At 45.9% G+C, this 15,851-nt stretch carries 14 protein-coding genes and 1 tRNA gene; 6 read left to right on the forward strand and 9 right to left on the reverse strand.

Annotation, left to right across the window (positions count from 1 at the left end):
* Positions 1-104: 104 nt before the first annotated feature.
* Together FFM74_RS12835 and FFM74_RS12840 are read right to left on the reverse strand one after the other, a co-directional pair.
* The gene (locus FFM74_RS12835) at positions 105-1,442 is read right to left on the reverse strand and encodes a hypothetical protein (protein ID WP_223877245.1); all 1,338 of its coding nucleotides are present in this window, start codon (positions 1,440-1,442) and stop codon (positions 105-107) included.
* Positions 1,443-1,534: 92 nt separating this feature from the next.
* Positions 1,535-2,194, reverse strand: a complete 660-nt coding sequence (locus tag FFM74_RS12840) for a WxL domain-containing protein (protein ID WP_137627029.1) — start codon at positions 2,192-2,194, stop codon at positions 1,535-1,537.
* A 310-nt stretch (positions 2,195-2,504) separates the two neighbouring features.
* Between FFM74_RS12840 and FFM74_RS12845 the strand changes: the two genes are divergently transcribed.
* Positions 2,505-3,179 carry a histidine phosphatase family protein gene (locus FFM74_RS12845; protein WP_137627030.1) on the forward strand — a complete coding sequence of 225 codons (675 nt, stop codon included), beginning with the start codon at positions 2,505-2,507 and terminating at the stop codon, positions 3,177-3,179.
* Here FFM74_RS12845 and FFM74_RS12850 read toward each other — a convergent pair.
* Both FFM74_RS12850 and FFM74_RS12855 read right to left on the reverse strand, forming a co-directional pair.
* Positions 3,163-3,651 carry a hypothetical protein gene (locus tag FFM74_RS12850; protein ID WP_137627031.1) on the reverse strand — a complete coding sequence of 163 codons (489 nt, stop codon included), beginning with the start codon at positions 3,649-3,651 and terminating at the stop codon, positions 3,163-3,165. The genes FFM74_RS12845 and FFM74_RS12850 overlap by 17 nt on opposite strands.
* Before the next feature lie 295 nt (positions 3,652-3,946).
* Positions 3,947-4,768, reverse strand: coding sequence for an HAD family hydrolase (locus FFM74_RS12855; protein ID WP_137627032.1), 822 nt, complete (start codon positions 4,766-4,768; stop codon positions 3,947-3,949).
* A 573-nt stretch (positions 4,769-5,341) separates the two neighbouring features.
* Between FFM74_RS12855 and FFM74_RS12860 the strand changes: the two genes are divergently transcribed.
* Entirely contained in the window at positions 5,342-6,325 is a 984-nt protein-coding gene (locus FFM74_RS12860) for a ketopantoate reductase family protein (protein ID WP_137627033.1), read from the forward strand.
* Positions 6,326-6,397: 72 nt separating this feature from the next.
* Positions 6,398-7,327: a DMT family transporter gene (locus FFM74_RS12865; RefSeq protein WP_137627034.1), complete on the forward strand. Its 930-nt coding sequence runs from the start codon at positions 6,398-6,400 to the stop codon at positions 7,325-7,327.
* Positions 7,328-8,056: 729 nt separating this feature from the next.
* On the opposite strand, the gene FFM74_RS12870 is transcribed toward FFM74_RS12865, so the two are convergent.
* Together FFM74_RS12870 and FFM74_RS12875 are read right to left on the reverse strand one after the other, a co-directional pair.
* Positions 8,057-9,007, reverse strand: a complete 951-nt coding sequence (locus FFM74_RS12870) for a phosphoglycerate dehydrogenase (RefSeq protein WP_137627035.1) — start codon at positions 9,005-9,007, stop codon at positions 8,057-8,059.
* 352 nt (positions 9,008-9,359) lie between these two features.
* Entirely contained in the window at positions 9,360-11,111 is a 1,752-nt protein-coding gene (locus FFM74_RS12875) for a hypothetical protein (RefSeq protein WP_137627036.1), read from the reverse strand.
* Between the two features lie 236 nt (positions 11,112-11,347).
* On the opposite strand from FFM74_RS12875, the gene FFM74_RS12880 reads away from it, so the two are divergent.
* Entirely contained in the window at positions 11,348-11,797 is a 450-nt protein-coding gene (locus FFM74_RS12880) for a flavodoxin (protein ID WP_137627037.1), read from the forward strand.
* A 68-nt stretch (positions 11,798-11,865) separates the two neighbouring features.
* On the opposite strand, the gene FFM74_RS12885 is transcribed toward FFM74_RS12880, so the two are convergent.
* Both FFM74_RS12885 and FFM74_RS12890 read right to left on the reverse strand, forming a co-directional pair.
* A complete protein-coding gene (locus tag FFM74_RS12885; RefSeq protein WP_137627038.1) occupies positions 11,866-12,081 on the reverse strand; it encodes a hypothetical protein in 216 nt (71 codons plus the stop codon).
* Positions 12,081-12,848 carry a type I 3-dehydroquinate dehydratase gene (locus FFM74_RS12890; protein WP_223877246.1) on the reverse strand — a complete coding sequence of 256 codons (768 nt, stop codon included), beginning with the start codon at positions 12,846-12,848 and terminating at the stop codon, positions 12,081-12,083. Before FFM74_RS12890 ends, FFM74_RS12885 begins: the two co-directional genes overlap by 1 nt.
* 211 nt (positions 12,849-13,059) lie before the next feature.
* On the opposite strand from FFM74_RS12890, the gene FFM74_RS12895 reads away from it, so the two are divergent.
* Complete coding sequence (locus FFM74_RS12895; protein ID WP_137627040.1) at positions 13,060-14,493, forward strand: amino acid permease; 1,434 nt, start codon at positions 13,060-13,062, stop codon at positions 14,491-14,493.
* Between the two features lie 182 nt (positions 14,494-14,675).
* A complete protein-coding gene (locus FFM74_RS12900; protein ID WP_223877247.1) occupies positions 14,676-15,125 on the forward strand; it encodes a MarR family winged helix-turn-helix transcriptional regulator in 450 nt (149 codons plus the stop codon).
* 85 nt (positions 15,126-15,210) lie between these two features.
* Here the strand turns inward: FFM74_RS12900 and FFM74_RS12905 are convergent.
* Positions 15,211-15,283 (reverse strand) — tRNA-Thr (locus FFM74_RS12905).
* Positions 15,284-15,851 lie beyond the last annotated feature (568 nt).

Here is a 15,851-nt window from a genome sequence, read left to right on the forward strand (position 1 = left end):
CCCCCGGTAAAATACCGAGAACTCGCCGTTCAAAAAGCAGCTTAACAATTTGTCCAATTTTAAGGGTTCACTTCACCCTAATCAGATTAGGCGTTGCGATTTTTTTATTGGCTATTTGGCACATCTTCCAACTGCCAAGTAATTGTGCCGTAATAGTTGCCGGGCACCGCGTCAGCACGCGTCTCTAACAAGATTCCTTGATCAGCTGACCAACCGTTGACCACATCATGAATCGGTTGTTCAAGATTAGCTTGCCGCGTCGCCAACAACTGCGGACGCGCTGATAAGGTTACCCGCTGACCATTACTGTGATAAATCAGGTCGCCGGCAAGTGGCCGATTTTCGGCATCCACTAGTTTGGTCGCAGTGGCCATCAAACGCCAAGACTGATCCTCATCACGGGTGTCACGAACCTTTAGCCGCCAGTCATCATGTCTGGTGACAGCTTGTTGCGTCCCCGTCACGGTTGTCGGACAAAATTTTGCTTGCGGCGCGACTTCCGCAAAGCTTAACTCACCTTGAACCGTGACCGTTAACTTGATTGGATGAATCTTTAGATTATGTGTGTCTTTAGCATGCAAGTACAGCTCATGCCGACCAACTGGTAAGTCTAAGTTATCAAGCGTCTGTTCAAAGCCATTGGCGGCGGTCACTGGGTCCAAGAAAAACTTGGCCATCTCATGGTCATCCTTCATGAGCCAGACTTTAAGCTGCTTCGTTTGCAACCCACTTTCGCGCCAAAACTTGCCTTTAATAACTAATGGCTCATTTTGAGGCAAGTGATACGTGTGTTGTTCCAAGGCCGCTTCCAATGGATTTAAGCCAATAATCATAAAAGTTGGTAAGTCAATCTGATGACGTAACCACCAACCATGCGCAACCGACGCCTCCCCACCTTCAGTCAGTAAGGTCGTCTCCGCGCCGTGCTTAGTAGCTGCCATGACGGTAATCGTCAACCACGAATTGTCCGCATTCAGTTCACCTGGCAAGGTTGCCTCAATCTTTTGTGATTTAACTGATAGTTGACTTGTGTCACCATTGGCCTGTGTCACTTTGGCACTTTTAAATTTGACATAATTAGGCGATGAAAATTGAAATCTAAGTTCCTTAATCGCCGCACTGTCCGTCTGCCAATCAACTCTAAATTGATATTTAACCGTCTCACCACTATAAACCGTTTTGCCATTACTGAGCTCATGACCATAGGAGTCGGTTGCCACCACGGCTTCCTTAAACATAATTGCACGTGCTGCCTCTTGAGTCGAATCAGCTTGGTCTTTATCTGCTTCAGCGGCTGAGGACTCGGTCGCATCGGTCATTGCTGCTGTACTTGATGCCGCAGTTGCTGACTGACTTGTACTTGACGCAGTCTCGCGATTGTCGGCTTGCTCAACACTAGCGCTCGTTGACGTGTCAGTACTGACCACCACTGCTTGGCTCACATTCCAGCTCAAACATTGTCCAACGACTAGCCCCAATAAAAGCCGGCGGCAAAAATGCCCCATTGAACTCAATCCTTCCTTTGAAAACAGTCCTACTCAGCCTTAGGTGTATCTGATAAGGTCCAAGTAATCGCCGTCGCATACGTTCCGGGCTTACTCCCATCAGGAATATCTAAGGAAATGTTATTATAGGTCACTTTAAAAATCCCAAGTCCTTCGCCCTTCTTTGCCATCAACATTGGCGTATTGTTTCGATTTAAGGTTACTGTGTCAGAAGCAGTCGGCACTTTCGATTGATTGGCTGCATCTTCGGCCGCAACTTGACCGGCCTGGATCGTAATTGCCGCCCCTTTTAAGCGTTCTGGCGCCTCAGAAACACCGATGCTCTTTTTATCGATAAACTTAGCTACTGAAGCTGATACCATGTACCCATCTTCAAGCCCAGGATTAAGAATCCGCAATTTGCCAGCAATTGAATCTGCTGTTAAACGCATCGTCCCAGCATTCATCTTGATACTCTTAAACCCAATCTTGGGCGCTTCAGTCAATTTAATACGCCCTTCTGACTTCTCTAATGACACTTCAACATCGGTCTTTTGATTCGACGTCCCGTTATCTCCCAATGTGTTGCCGGCGCCAGGCTTTTCTACCGATGGCTTTGAGACTGCCGCGTTTACCGGCATTGTACTCATAATAGTTCCTAAACTTAAAATCGCAGCTAATACTAATAGTTGTTTGCTTGTTTTTTGCATGAAATAATCCCCTGTTTAATTTGATATTTTTTCAGATTCGCGCAAATCTTACAAGAAGAATCGTACCAAACTAAATCGTGCAAGTCAAATCTATTTCCTATGGTTTTCATTCGATTTTCATTATAATTATTTTGATTGTTTAATTACTAATCTTAAAACAATTTCGTCAATTAACCAATTGGTCTAGACAAGCCACTATCGGCCGCTGACGGCAAAAATAACCGTCACTACCGTTAATTAAAAAGCTTGTCGACAGCGCTTAACCGCCGTACAATTGAACTATAATCATTCATCTAAAGGGGGCCTTCAAATGGCTACAATTCATCTCTACCTTGTCCGCCACGGTCAAACGGAACTCAATGCTGCTAACCGCTTACAGTGCATCTATGATTCTACCTTGACCACTAAGGGGGTCCGCTCGGCACAACGGTTGGCGCGGATGTTAGCTGACGTTCATTTTGATTCCGCTTACATTAGCGATCTCGGTCGTGCCCAACAAACGGCACGGATTATCACTGCCTTGCATCCCGAACTAAAAAAGCCGACGATTGACGTCGGCTTACGCGAATTTAACTTTGGTGGTCTCGAAGGGACTAAAAACACTTGGATCGTCAATCAAGTCCGCAAACAGCTTGGCCCTGGGACTTTTGCAAAACTCATCTTGAGTCGAGAACGCTTTGCCACTTTGCTCTGGGTCTTCAATTCATTAGACAAAACTCGGGCGGCTGAAACCTTGGTTGGCGTCACCGATCGCATTAATCGGACGCTGCGCCGCATCAGTCTGTTTGAATCACAACAACCAGGTGAAGACCGCAACGTGCTCATCGTTTCTCATGGACTAGTTCTCAGCGCCTTTCTTTATCAACTGAGCCCACATGACTTACCGGCTCGCCTGTTAAAGAATACGAGTGTGACGCAAGTCGATTATCACGATCGTCAGTTTAAACTGATCAACATTAACGTAACCCCTAAGAAACGGACCTAGTCGTATTCAGGTCTTGGGTCTCAGTTGAGCCGGTTCGAAATTGGAGCCGCGCTTGTCGCCCAAAGAAGGCTTTTATTTTTCGTTGTAGTTCTTGCCCGGTCGCATGCACCGTTGCCTCATCTGCCTGTGCGTCACCAATGACCACTAGCACCTGACTGCTCTTGCCGTCTAACTCAGCTGCTAAACGTGGTTGTTGCTCAATCAATAAGGTTACCGGCTGATTGCGTAACGCTTGGACTTGGACCGTCCCCTCGGGCAGCACAGCCATATCCCAGGCTTGCATCTGGACGTGGTGGCGGTCGCCGATTAGAACTAATAAATCAGCTAACGCACTTTGAGGTTTCGCCGGCTTTAAGTCGCGTAAGGCCAATTGCTTTTCAATCGCTGGATTTAATTCACGATTATCCAAACCAGTCACCGACAAAATGGCTAGTGGTATGGCCGTATTACTTGGTAAAATTTCAATTTTCAAAAAAGTCACTTCCTAAAAACACATTCACTCTAAGTTTGCCAAATCTCGCTGAAAAGTCAATCAACCGACCCTCGCTAATAACGAATTTTTAATAATTAAAGCCAGTTTGCCTAGAAAACCGCCTTAGTTGAGTTTACTAACAAAGATGCTGCCCAAATGAAATGACAGCAGCGCTTTTATCCCGCCACGACCCGAGACACTAGCGGTTTCTGAAAGAATTTCGGTCTTGCAACCTCACGAGGCTCCTCTTTCAATCGTACAAAAAAACTTCACAATTGCGTGAAGTTTTTTTAGCTTACAAAGGGTGTTTTTCAAAATAGCGATCCAAAAACTTAGCCAAACCATCATTATAGTTCGTTTCAGTCACATAATTCGCAATTGATTTAACTTGGGGCAACGCATTACCCATTGCGACTGAATACTTGGCCTCAGCCATCATCCCGACATCATTTAAGCCATCGCCAAACACAAACGTATGCGCGGCATCCACTTGTTGTTCACGTTGAATTTGTTTGACGGCAGTGCCTTTATCCGTGTTAAGCGGTATCATTTCAATATTGTTTGGATTCGATGATGAAAGCCGCAATAACTTACTATTAGTTAACTTTTCACGGGCAGAATCTAAGCGTGACATATCCTCACGGCTTAAAATTACCCCATTCGTAATCTGATCTTCGATTTTTGCCAACTGCGTAAAACTTTCGACCTCGGCATAGCCAATCGAGGTTTCATCCGCATCAAAATTGGCTGCGTTCCGCGCGACAAACCGTGGAATCTGTTCCGTATAATACGCCATCTCAGGTGTAAATAACATCATCGGCAAATTATCACGACGGGCAATGAGATAGGCTAACTCGACTGCGGCACCACCCAATTTCGTGATTTCACGACCCTCGGCGCCATCAAAGACGGCCCCATTCGAGGTGACTAAATGCACATCCGCATTAATTTTGTTACGCACGATCTTGGCGAGTTCATACATCCGCCCCGTGGCAATGTAGAACATCACATCTTGTTTCTGCAACCGTTCAATGGTAGCCTTCGTGTGTTCAGTAACATATTGATGGTCCGTCAACAAAGTCCCGTCAATGTCCATAAAGACTAGATATTTTGGCATAAGCTTTTCCTCCCGCATTTTTACACTACCAATTGTACGCTATTCATGCCTATAATGGAAATCGCTTTCAAAAATCATGGCAACACGTCATCTCGCGCCACAAAAACCGCCATTACAGCTTTGCAAAAGAATCTTAAGCCAACCAAGCATTTGGCACTTAAAAATACCGCTTTAAGCGAAAGATTCTGAACAAATTAAGGTTGCCCGTTGACAGGTCACACAATTACGTGTAAATTAAAGCACAATTAATATTTGATGAGAAAAAGTGATGAGCAGTTTAGTAAACTCGGCACGACCGCTAAGCGAGTCTGAGATAGTGTAAGCAGACCAGCCAACCCGAGTTGAACATCGACTGTGAGCGTGAAGGCCAACCCTAATCGTCATAACCTTCACTGGTTGCACCCATTATCGTGCCACGTATCGCAACAATTGGGTACGTTTGAGGTCAGCAATGCGAGTTGTTGACGAAATCCGGTGGTATCACGCTTTTAGCGCCCGGCAGACTAGCAAAAGTCTGTCGAGCGCTTTTTTTCATCAAATTTAATCAATTTCTTTCAAAGGATGGTCATACATATGAAATTTACAGTACTCGGCGCAGGCGCCATGGGGTTACGTTACGGTGTTTTACTACAAGAAGCAGGCAATCAGGTTGATTTCGTGGATACGTGGCGTCCAAACGTCGAAAAGATGCACCAACAAGGTGGCGTCTACGTTTCCCGTGACCATCAAGATCGGCACTTAGTTCCGGTCAAAGTCTATTATCCAGAAGATTATCATGGCAATCCAGATGTCTGGGTCGTCTTCACCAAGCAGATGCAATTAGCTGATTTTCTCAAACGAACGGCTCATGCTTTCAATGACCAACAGTACGTCATGACGTGCATGAATGGGATGGGACATGTCGAAAAATTACTTGCTTATTTCAAGCCAGCCAAACTGCTAGCCGGTACCGCTTTGGTGGCAACCGTCCTAAATGGCCCTGGCGATGTCGACTTCATTGGCGCACGCGGTGCCGGCACGATGAACTTAGCGAATTATACGGAAAAACCAGATGACATGACACATCGGGTGGTCGCAGAATTAGAAAAATGTCAATTCAATCCAAATTTGACCACTAACTTCCGAGGCACCCTCTTGGCTAAAGTCGTTTTTAATTCCGTCGTCAACACCCTCTGCACGCTTTTTGAAATCACGATGGGCGAATACGCGGCTTATCCGGGCGCCGACGAACTCAGTAAACAACTCATCAACGAGGCCTACGATGTCTGTGAACGTGATGGCGTGACGATGCTGAACACGCGTGCCGAGGAATTGGCTTCCGTCAATTATGTCAGCAAGGTCGCTAATCCACTTCACTACCCGTCAATGTATCAAGATATGTCGCATAATCGTCCAACCGAGGTGGACTACATCAATGGCTATCTCGTTAACCTTGGTCAAAAATATCACTATCAGGCGAAGACCCACGCCTTCTTGACGCACCTCGTTCATTTGGCGGAAACTACCCGACAAGCGGCGGCAACCACCGTTGTTGAACCGAACGCAGCACTAGCTTAGCAGTTAACTTACCATTTTCCCGGTAAAATCAGTTACAATAGAACTTAAATGATTTTATCGGGAGGCGATCAAATGGAAACGACGCACGAAGTTAAAGGCATCGTGCTCGCAAGTGTCAGTGCGACATTTTGGGGTGTTTCTGGGGCAATTGCCCAAACACTCTTCGATACAACAAATATTAACTCAATTTGGTTGACCGGGATTCGGATGCTCGGTGCTGGCGTGGGCTTACTCTTAATTAGTTTGGTGACTAAGGTTGATCTGTGGTCGATTTGGCATCACCCGGCGGATTTAGCCCAAGTTGCTGGCTATACACTATTAGGCTTGATGCCTGTCCAGTTTACTTATTTTTTGGCCGTCGAAGCTAGCAATGCCGCGACCGCCACGATTTTACAATTTATTGGACCGGTATTCATTGCCATTTGGCTCGTGGTTGCCCATCAGCAATGGCCGACACGTTCAGAAGGCATCGCCATTATCCTAGCAGTCGCGGGATCATTTCTATTAGTCACCCACGGCAACCCGGCGACGCTGGTGATCTCCGTCTGGGCGTTGATCTGGGGACTCTTGTCAGGTGTGACTTCCGCCACCAACACCTTAATGCCAACCAAACTGCTGACAAAATACAGCACCATGACCGTCAACACTTGGTCAATGTTACTCGGCGGGATCTTATTCAATATCGTCCAGCCTTTCTGGAGCATCCAACTGCCCTTGACCGTTGGCAATATTAGCAAACTCGCCTTTGTCGTCTTGTTTGGTACTTTATTGGCTTTCCTATTTTTCTTAGAAAGTCTCAAGTACATTCGGCCAACCGTTGTCAGTCTGCTGGATGCGTTTGAACCCTTATCCGCAACGGTCATTGCGGTCATCCTGCTGGGTGTTAATTTTGAATGGCTCGATATTTTTGGCAGTCTGCTAATTATTAGCACGGTGTTCATCTTAGCGATTGGGCAACGCCACAACGAACGTGCCGCTGAAGATTTCCATGAGCCGCATTAACTAATAACAGTTACGTTGTGCCACTATAGCTCGTCAAAAAAGCCAGTAAAGTGGGGAAAATCACCTACTTTATTGGCTTTTTAGTGTTGCTTTTTGAAGGTTGAAAGACGAAAAATACTAATAAATACAATAGTACCAGTACATTGGTAATGAAAAGAAGTCAATGTTCTCGCTTCCAGGCGTCGCTAATGGTTATTAGGATAAAAGATTTAAAAACAGTTGATTTGAGTCTTAAGAAGAATGGCGCCAGGTAGCAATGTTTTGAACTCTCTTGAGCGCTTCTATTGACTGTCCGTGACTAATATTTCAACTTATAAACCTTGTTAAATTAGGATTGATAGCCACTATTCACCTTTCAATCTTTAGGTTACTTTTCAGAAGGTTGAAAGGACAAAGGGACTCGTAAACACTGTCATATAGGAAACAAGCACTTCCAAATTAGTGGTCATCCCGCTCCGACATGCCTCCACTAAACCTGGCCTAAAAACAGTTGAATTAGCTGGAAGTCGCCGCTGATGGCATCGGTCGTGAAGGTGGCGTTGGGTCGGCATGTTTTTTGCCGGCGTTACGCCACGGACGGTCCGGGACACTTGCGATTTGTGCAAGAGTTCCGGGCGAGGGCCAAGACGTCCCTGGCTTGGCCCGGTCCCACGGCCGCATGTTATCAGTGGCGACTGGAAGCGGCCATGTCAACTAATCTTCATGCCCTAATCATTGACATGGCAGCGGTTAATAGCCGCGACCTAAATCGACTTGGTTGCGTGCCAAATCCCCATTTTTCACGAATTGGTTAAAGTTTGCCGCAAAAATTGGAAAAACTGTCTCACGGAAATGGGCAATTTGACCAGAAACATGTGGCGTGATGAGGACATCTGGTCGTTGCCAGAGTGGGTCCGTAGCGGTTAGTGGTTCGGGCTCAGTCACGTCCAAGGCCGCCCAGCTTAATTGATGCGCGTCTAAAGCGGCGACTAAATCAGCCGTATTAACCGCTGGCCCACGACCAATATTGATAAACATCGGCTGTTGGGCCACTTGATCAAAACACTGATGGTCAAATAAATGATGCGTCGTTGGGGTTAATGGCAAGGCGTTGACGATAAACTTCGCCGTTTTTAAAACCTCGGCCGTAGCATCCAAAGCCACCGTCTTGTCAAAGTGTGGCGCGGGATGGCCGGTAGTATTCACCCCAACGACCTGCATGCTAAATGCTTGTGCTTTGGCGGCCGTGGCTTGACCAATTTCACCGGTACCGTAAATCAAAAGTTGTTGTCCCGTCAACGTGGTCGTTAACTGTGGCAAGGACCATTGCTGGTCACCCGTCTGATTAATCCAGGCGGCATGATACCCACGAACGATCGTTAACATTGCCGCTAACACGGACTCGCTGATAGCATCCGCGTGAATGCCGCTAGTATTAGCGACTAACACGCCGGCTTGTTTCAAAGCCGCTAGTGGTAAATAATCTACCCCAGCTGAGATGACCTGTAAAAATTTTAATTGCGACGTTGGGCTGGCTAAAAATTGTTTTAATAATGGGTGATTACCATACATTACCACCACTTGATCATAATCCGCGGCGGTTAAAGTCGCCGGCGTTTTAAAGGACCAAGCGGGATAATCCGCAATTAATTGTTGCAATTGTGCTGGTTTCGTTGCTTGGCTCATAAGAACAATTGACATTAACACTCACTCCATTCAAATTTAAGAAAAAGCCGGCACACATATCGGGCCGGCTTTAGCTGCTCAAAATTATTATCATCAAAGCGTGCAATCAAAGTTGCGGCTTAGGGCGCAATTGACCTTTATCACAGGCTCTCAATTTTTTACTAAAGGTTGAAGGTTGAGATTTGCGAGTAAACCCGATTATATCAATAACCAGCAATACAGCTTTCACTTCCGGCTGGGACTGCCCCGCATGGCACAACGCTTCTGACTGACGGAGCGCTCACCACAAGTCTAGTTTAGATGCGACCGTTGCTGATAGTCGCCTATTCACGTTTTCTTTTGTACTTTCAATCTTTAGTTCTTTTAGTTAATTCGTCGTTGAAGTCGTCGTCCCGGAAACACCCGTACCGTTACCAGTCGTCGTGCCAGTCGTGGTATTGCCACTATAAGTAGCAGAACTGCTTTCGCTCGTTGTCCCGTAAGTTGAAGAACTGGCGGCTGAGCTCGTCCCAGTGTCATTGCCAGTCGTCGTGCTGCTAGTGGCGCTAGAATAAGTCGTTGCACTTGATGAGGAACTCTCAACACTGCTCGATTCTGCTGGTGCACTATAACTGCTGCTGACCGCATTAGCCGCACTGGTTGCCGCCGACTGCTCTTTCTTAGCTAAAGCCTTGCGTTCGGCCGTTAGCTTCTCATAGTCCGTTTTAGCCAAGGCCGATTGTTGACGGTATGGCTTGAGCTTCTTAATCACCGCGTCTAATTCCAACGTGGACACGCTAGACTTTAGCGCATGCTTACTTGTGTAAAGCTTTTGATACTCAGCATCATACTTGCGAACGGGCTTAATAATTTTGCTCATTGCCGTATATTTCTGGGTATAATGCATCGCAAAGAAGGTTTTGGTTGTACGCAAGCTTGAATTTTTCAATGCCGTTTGTGCAGCCGTCACATCCGCAACCGTCACACTCGCCTTAATCAAGTTCGCTGAATTATACAGAGCAAGATAGCGATCACGAACACCAACCATTTTAGCCGCGTTGTCATGTTCATCTTGTAACTGCTGCTTCTCGTCTGACTGCTTCATACCATCAATCGCCGTCTGCAGTCGTGTTAAATCTGATTTTGACGCACTATTGCGAATATCTTGTTGTGCCGACGAGGTATAGATGGCCGTCACTGCCGATTCAGCAGCCGCCTTAGCATTGGCTTCGGTTGTCTTAGCGTGCTTGAACATGAACATCGCGCCCAAGGCAGCAATCACGAGTAAGCCAACCCCGATCGCGGTTAATTTGCCATTACGTCGTTGTGGTCGCTGGTGTGGTCGACTGGGTCCTTTGTCTTTTTTCTTCAAATGTGGATTATTGCGAGTTTCGTCTGTGTCCAAATTGTCGGGGGCAGTTTCACCATGCCGCGCCACGCGCGAAAGCTGATCAACATCAACGGTCTGATGTGTTTTCTGAGGTGCAGCGCTCCCGCCATTTGGTTGTTGGTCGCCATACAGCGCTTCCCGTGAAAGTGGTAACTCTGGGGTCTCTTCTTCTGTATCGTGCTCCGTGGCACTAACCGAAATCACTGGTTGAGTCGTCTTGGCCACACTAGTCGGTCGTGCAGCGATAGAAACTTGGCTGGTGACCGTCGAAGCAGCTGCACTGACTGTAGACGTTGCTGGTGTAATAACATCCTGACTTGTCGCCGAACGGGCTGTCGCTTTAGCAGCTGAGGCCGCTTGACGCGCAGCCTTGGCCTGAGCACGGGTGGTTGGCGCATTAGAAGCCTTTGCCTGACCACTTGTCACGGCAGCTGAATTAGCTTGTGACTCGGCCGAGACGGCTTCCGTTGCCACTGAAGGGGCTTGAATGTCCCCTTCACCAACAGCAACGGTTGATTGCGCAGATGTCGCTTGTGATGCTGCGGCTGGCGCTTGAATATCGCCCTTGCCAGCTGGCTGTTTAGCCGCCGTTGACGGTGCGGTCGACGTTGGTGCTGCGGATTTTTTCAGCTCATAGGCCAATGGAATTTGTTCGTTACGCTGATCTTCATCAGTGTCATCTGGAATCGGCTCCGTAATCGCATGCCATAATCGTTTTCCAAGTGACGCTTTTTTATTTTCTTTCGTCATTTTAATACCCTCTAGTTGATTTCAATTTTCATTCTCAAATTAAGGTCGGACTACCAACTGGCTTAATTTTCTCATTAATCGTACTAAAACGACCGTTAATAGTTAAATTATAGCATGGAATGGACGCGTGAGAAACCGCTCGCAAGGCCCATTTTCGATTAACGATTGGACGACTTAATTTTAGATTAAGATTCTGTTATAATCGGGTTAACCATTTTTGAAAGTGAGGCAATTATATGGCAACTGCCAAAGTAATTTTTGCAACCATTACCGGCAACAATGAAGATGTCGCCGACATTATTACCGAAAAGTTTGAAGCACTAGGGGTTGACGTGACCCAAGAAGAAATTTCACAGGCTGATGCCACTGAATTTGAAGCCGTCGATATTTGTGTCGTCGTTCCTTATACATATGACGAAGGCGCCTTACCTGAAGAAGGACTGGACTTCTATGATGATCTTCAGGAATTAGACTTAACCGGAAAAATATACGGCTGTGCTGGTTCCGGTGATACTTTCTACGAAGACGACTATTGTCGTGCGGTCACCGATTTCAGCAATGCCTTAAAAAAGACCGGGGCCACTAAAGCCGCTGACGATGTCTTCGTCAACTTGGCGCCCGAGGGTGATGACATCACCCATCTTGATGCCTTCGTTGAACAATTAGTTGCCGCTCAGGCCAAATAAAAAAGCTTAGGAAATTAATCCTAAGCCCAGGAGATTGGAAGCCGATTCCAATCTTTTTTTGTCGCAAATTAGTGTCGGTTTTGCCAGTGTTGCCGCAAATAGTTATAGCTTAACTCGACTATGACGAACAAGATCGTGATACCGACAATGGTGGTGAGATAGGATACTAGCCGATACCCGACTTTCGCAATCCACAGATCATACGGGCCTTGAATCAGTAAAAAATAAATCAACAAGGTTTGTCCAACTGTCCGAGTATGTCGCCAAATTGATTGCCATTTCATTAGTTTGCCCCTTCAGTTGTCGCTAAAGTTTGTAGCGTTTGCTTTAATTGATTGACCGGCAGTTGTCCCATGCCACCGACACGGCCCACGCGCCCAAAGACGATCGTCGACCCAAACAACTGACCACAGGCGGCCCCATAACGTCCGAGACTCCCCGTAGCGGTCAGAATCAAAGGCAGACTTAATTCCGTCCCTGCCGTAGCCGTGGCGGTCATTAACGTTAATAACGCCGTCGCGGTTTTTGGTTGCATCCGAATACGGGCAATATCTGCACCCGCAGCCGCCATCGCCTGGTAGTCGGCCACAATCTGTGCGACTTGATGATCAGTGGTGTACGTTTGACTCAAAATCAGTTTAATCTTCTGTTGTCGCATTTGCTTCGTTAGCGTCATAAACTGCGGCTGCGTCACCCGAGCTAAATCTAACTCAATTGCATCCGCCAGCCGATTATTCACCAGTGTTAAATAGAAGCTATTTACATCTTGGATCGTCTCTGACTGCGTCTCATCCGCTGGTTTGAGGGTGGCGATCACTGGAATCGTGCCAAGAACTTGACGTAATTGTACGGCCGTATTGATGAGCTCAGCGCGGTTATCCAGACTTTCTGCAAGTGTTAACCGCCACTCAACGATTTGCGCGGAAGACGATAATACTTGAGCAGCCTGTCCTAAAAGCGTTTCACGTGTCGCGCCAGTCAGGACCACCCCAATCTTAGGCATTCCTGCTACTAACCGTTCCGTTCCAATTGTGACACTTTTCAAACCCATCCCTGCTTTCCCCACAACTTTTATTAGCCACTTAAATTCGCTTTAATCAAGCATCCACCTCTATAATAGCAAATTTTCGCCATTCTAACACCTAAAACTCATTTATTAAATGAAGCTGTTACCGCTTTCTCACATTCAAAAAATGTATTTGTCAACGCTTCCATCTTCGATTTATAATTAAGCGTGTTCATACTAAAAAAGGAGCAAACTTATGAAAACCGAAAAACAGCTACGTTGGTCCAACATCGCGCTAATTGCGTTTGTGGCCGTCTGGGGCTTGGGTAACGTTGTTAATAACTTCGCGTTACAAGGCTTATCAGTGGTCACTTCTTGGATCTTGATCATGATCATTTACTTTATCCCGTACACGTTAATTGTGGGGCAACTTGGCTCAACCTTCAAAGAAGCTGAAGGTGGGGTTTCATCTTGGATTCGTGCAACGAGTACGAAACGGCTCGCTTATTATGCCGCTTGGACTTATTGGATCGTCCATGTCCCATACTTAGCACAAAAACCACAAGGGATTCTGATTGCCCTGAGTTGGTTGTTCAAAGGGAACGGTAACTTCATCAACAATACCCCAGCGCTCGTCGTACAATCCATTTGTTTAGTGCTATTCTTATTCTTCCTCTGGATTGCCTCGATGGGCTTAACGACCCTGAAACGGATTGGGAGTGTTGCCGGGACCGGGATGTTCATCATGTCGATCTTGTTCATCATCTTGGCCGTTTCTGCGCCATTGATGACTAAAGCGACGGTACAGACGCCGGATATGCTTTCGATTAAGTCTTATTTACCAAAATTTGACTTTGCTTACTTCACGACCGTTTCCATGTTAGTCTTCGCGGTTGGTGGTTCTGAAAAGATTTCACCGTATGTTAATAAAACGAAGAATCCCGGTCGTGAATTTCCACTTGGGATGTTAATCCTTGCCGGAATGGTTGCAGTTTGTGCCTTGTTAGGATCATTTGCCATGGGTATCTTGTTCAACTCTAACGACATCCCTAAGGACTTAATGGCTAACGGTGCCTACTACGCCTTCCAACGCTTAGGTGCCTTCTATCACGTTGGTAATTTCTTCTTGATCTTATATGCTATCGCCAATGTCTTAGCGCAAGTTTCAGCACTAGCCTTCTCAATCGATGCCCCACTAAAAATTTTGTTAGGTGACGCCGATCCTGAATTTGTCCCTAAAGGCTTAAGTAAAATGAACAAAAAAGATGTGCCAGTTAATGGTTACATCATGACTGGTATCTTGGTCAGCATTTTAATTATCATTCCCGCACTTGGGATTGGTAACATGAACGAATTATTCAACTGGTTGCTAAACCTTAACTCAGTCGTTATGCCAATGCGTTATCTCTGGGTCTTCTTAGCTTACATCTTGCTGAATAAACATTTAAAAGAATTCAAGAGTGATTACATGTTCTTAAAGAATCCCCTAGTTGGTAGAATTGTTGGGGGCTGGTGTTTCTTATTCACGGCCTTCGCATGTATCTTAGGAATGGTTCCAAAAATTGACATGGCGACTAACCCTAGTGGCTGGTGGTTCCAATTAGCCTTGAATATCATTACACCAATCGTCTTCGTTGCCCTTGGTATGATCTTGCCATTAATTGCCCGTCGCCATCGGACAACTGCTTAAGTGGTGACTAAAACGACTAGCATCGCAAAAGATGTTAGTCGTTTTTTAGATTCTGTCATTAAGCGCTGTCATTTAAAGTCAATAAGTTTTATGATTATTATGTAGATATTAATTGACTGATGTTATAATTAATTTGATACAATTGATTTTTTCAATGACTGATAATGCATAGGAGGATCAAAATGAACGACACGCCCAAAATGTTAGATGATTTTCTGAAGTACTATTCTACAGTCTTACGTTATATGGATGATTACATCTCCGAACCAATTAAACAATTTCACTTAACGTTTGATGCCTTTTTGATCATGCATGAAATCGGTAGCAGCCGTCAACCCTTACTGTTGATGGATATTGCCGACAACCATCATGTTTCGCGTAGTGCCATTTCCCGTCAGATCAGCGTCCTGTTGAAGTATGATTATATCTACCAGGTTGCTAATCCGGCTGACCGTCGTCAAAAAAGTTTGTTATTGACGACCAAGGGCCAAGATATTGACCAACAACTGATCGCCGCTATTCAAAATGTCTTTGACAGTTGGATTAAGCAACTTGGTGGCAATCGTGTTGAAGGCATGTTAGATTTCTTTAGTGACTTCACGACACAAGTGATTCAAGCCCCAGAAAAATAATTGGCACTAAAATAGGACGCCACATGACATCAGCCTGTCGTGTGGCGTCCTATTTTAGTTGTTCTAATAATGAGATACTTCAATAAGCCGTTTAGCAGATTTGAACTGCCGACCTCTTCCTTACCATGGAAGTGCTCTACCTGCTGAGCTAAAACGGCATTTACTCCTTCAATAATATAACAACTAGCGCCTGACTTTCAATTGAATTCGATAAGTCAGGTGAATTCTAATCAGTTTCAAAGCGGCGTCATGCATCAGTCTTCATACGACAAAATCCTGAGCCTCTAGCAGTTGGTTAAAAATTAGTTGCTCACCCTACCTTTAAAGCGCCGTGCTTTTGTGTCTGTCTCTACACACCTGCACGGCAAGCATTCAGTAACAACTGTCAGCGGCACAGTCTTCACCGCTAAAGCAGTGTTACGACAACACTCACAATCACTTTTCAAGCTTGTACTAAGTTAGTCAAACCACGACAAAAACAGGCTCATTCCCATTTTTGCTGTTGTTAGTCTTAATAAGTACCTAGGCACCTATTTTTCAACGTCACCGTGTTATCACAATAGTGCTAGTCGTGTCCCAACTATGAGCTAATCACCTGCGCATCTAATGGTACGAAAAAAGGAACCGACGTTAATCGATTCCTTCGTTTGCATGGCAACGTCCTACCCTCGCAGGGAGCGATCCCCCAACTACTCTCGGCGCTAAGAAGCTTAACTTCTGTGTTCG

Origin of the sequence: Lactiplantibacillus pingfangensis (assembly GCF_005404945.1) — a bacterium.
Classification (GTDB): Bacteria; Bacillota; Bacilli; order Lactobacillales; family Lactobacillaceae; genus Lactiplantibacillus; species Lactiplantibacillus pingfangensis.

Coding starts and splice junctions, on each gene's coding strand:
- FFM74_RS12840 (WP_137627029.1), bottom strand. CDS start 2,194: ATGCAAAAAACAAGCAAACAACTATTAGTATTAGCTGCGATTTTAAGT.
- FFM74_RS12845 (WP_137627030.1), top strand. CDS start 2,505: ATGGCTACAATTCATCTCTACCTTGTCCGCCACGGTCAAACGGAACTC.
- FFM74_RS12855 (WP_137627032.1), bottom strand. CDS start 4,768: ATGCCAAAATATCTAGTCTTTATGGACATTGACGGGACTTTGTTGACG.
- FFM74_RS12860 (WP_137627033.1), top strand. CDS start 5,342: ATGAAATTTACAGTACTCGGCGCAGGCGCCATGGGGTTACGTTACGGT.
- FFM74_RS12865 (WP_137627034.1), top strand. CDS start 6,398: ATGGAAACGACGCACGAAGTTAAAGGCATCGTGCTCGCAAGTGTCAGT.
- FFM74_RS12870 (WP_137627035.1), bottom strand. CDS start 9,007: ATGTCAATTGTTCTTATGAGCCAAGCAACGAAACCAGCACAATTGCAA.
- FFM74_RS12875 (WP_137627036.1), bottom strand. CDS start 11,111: ATGACGAAAGAAAATAAAAAAGCGTCACTTGGAAAACGATTATGGCAT.
- FFM74_RS12880 (WP_137627037.1), top strand. CDS start 11,348: ATGGCAACTGCCAAAGTAATTTTTGCAACCATTACCGGCAACAATGAA.
- FFM74_RS12885 (WP_137627038.1), bottom strand. CDS start 12,081: ATGAAATGGCAATCAATTTGGCGACATACTCGGACAGTTGGACAAACC.
- FFM74_RS12890 (WP_223877246.1), bottom strand. CDS start 12,848: ATGGGTTTGAAAAGTGTCACAATTGGAACGGAACGGTTAGTAGCAGGA.
- FFM74_RS12895 (WP_137627040.1), top strand. CDS start 13,060: ATGAAAACCGAAAAACAGCTACGTTGGTCCAACATCGCGCTAATTGCG.
- FFM74_RS12900 (WP_223877247.1), top strand. CDS start 14,676: ATGAACGACACGCCCAAAATGTTAGATGATTTTCTGAAGTACTATTCT.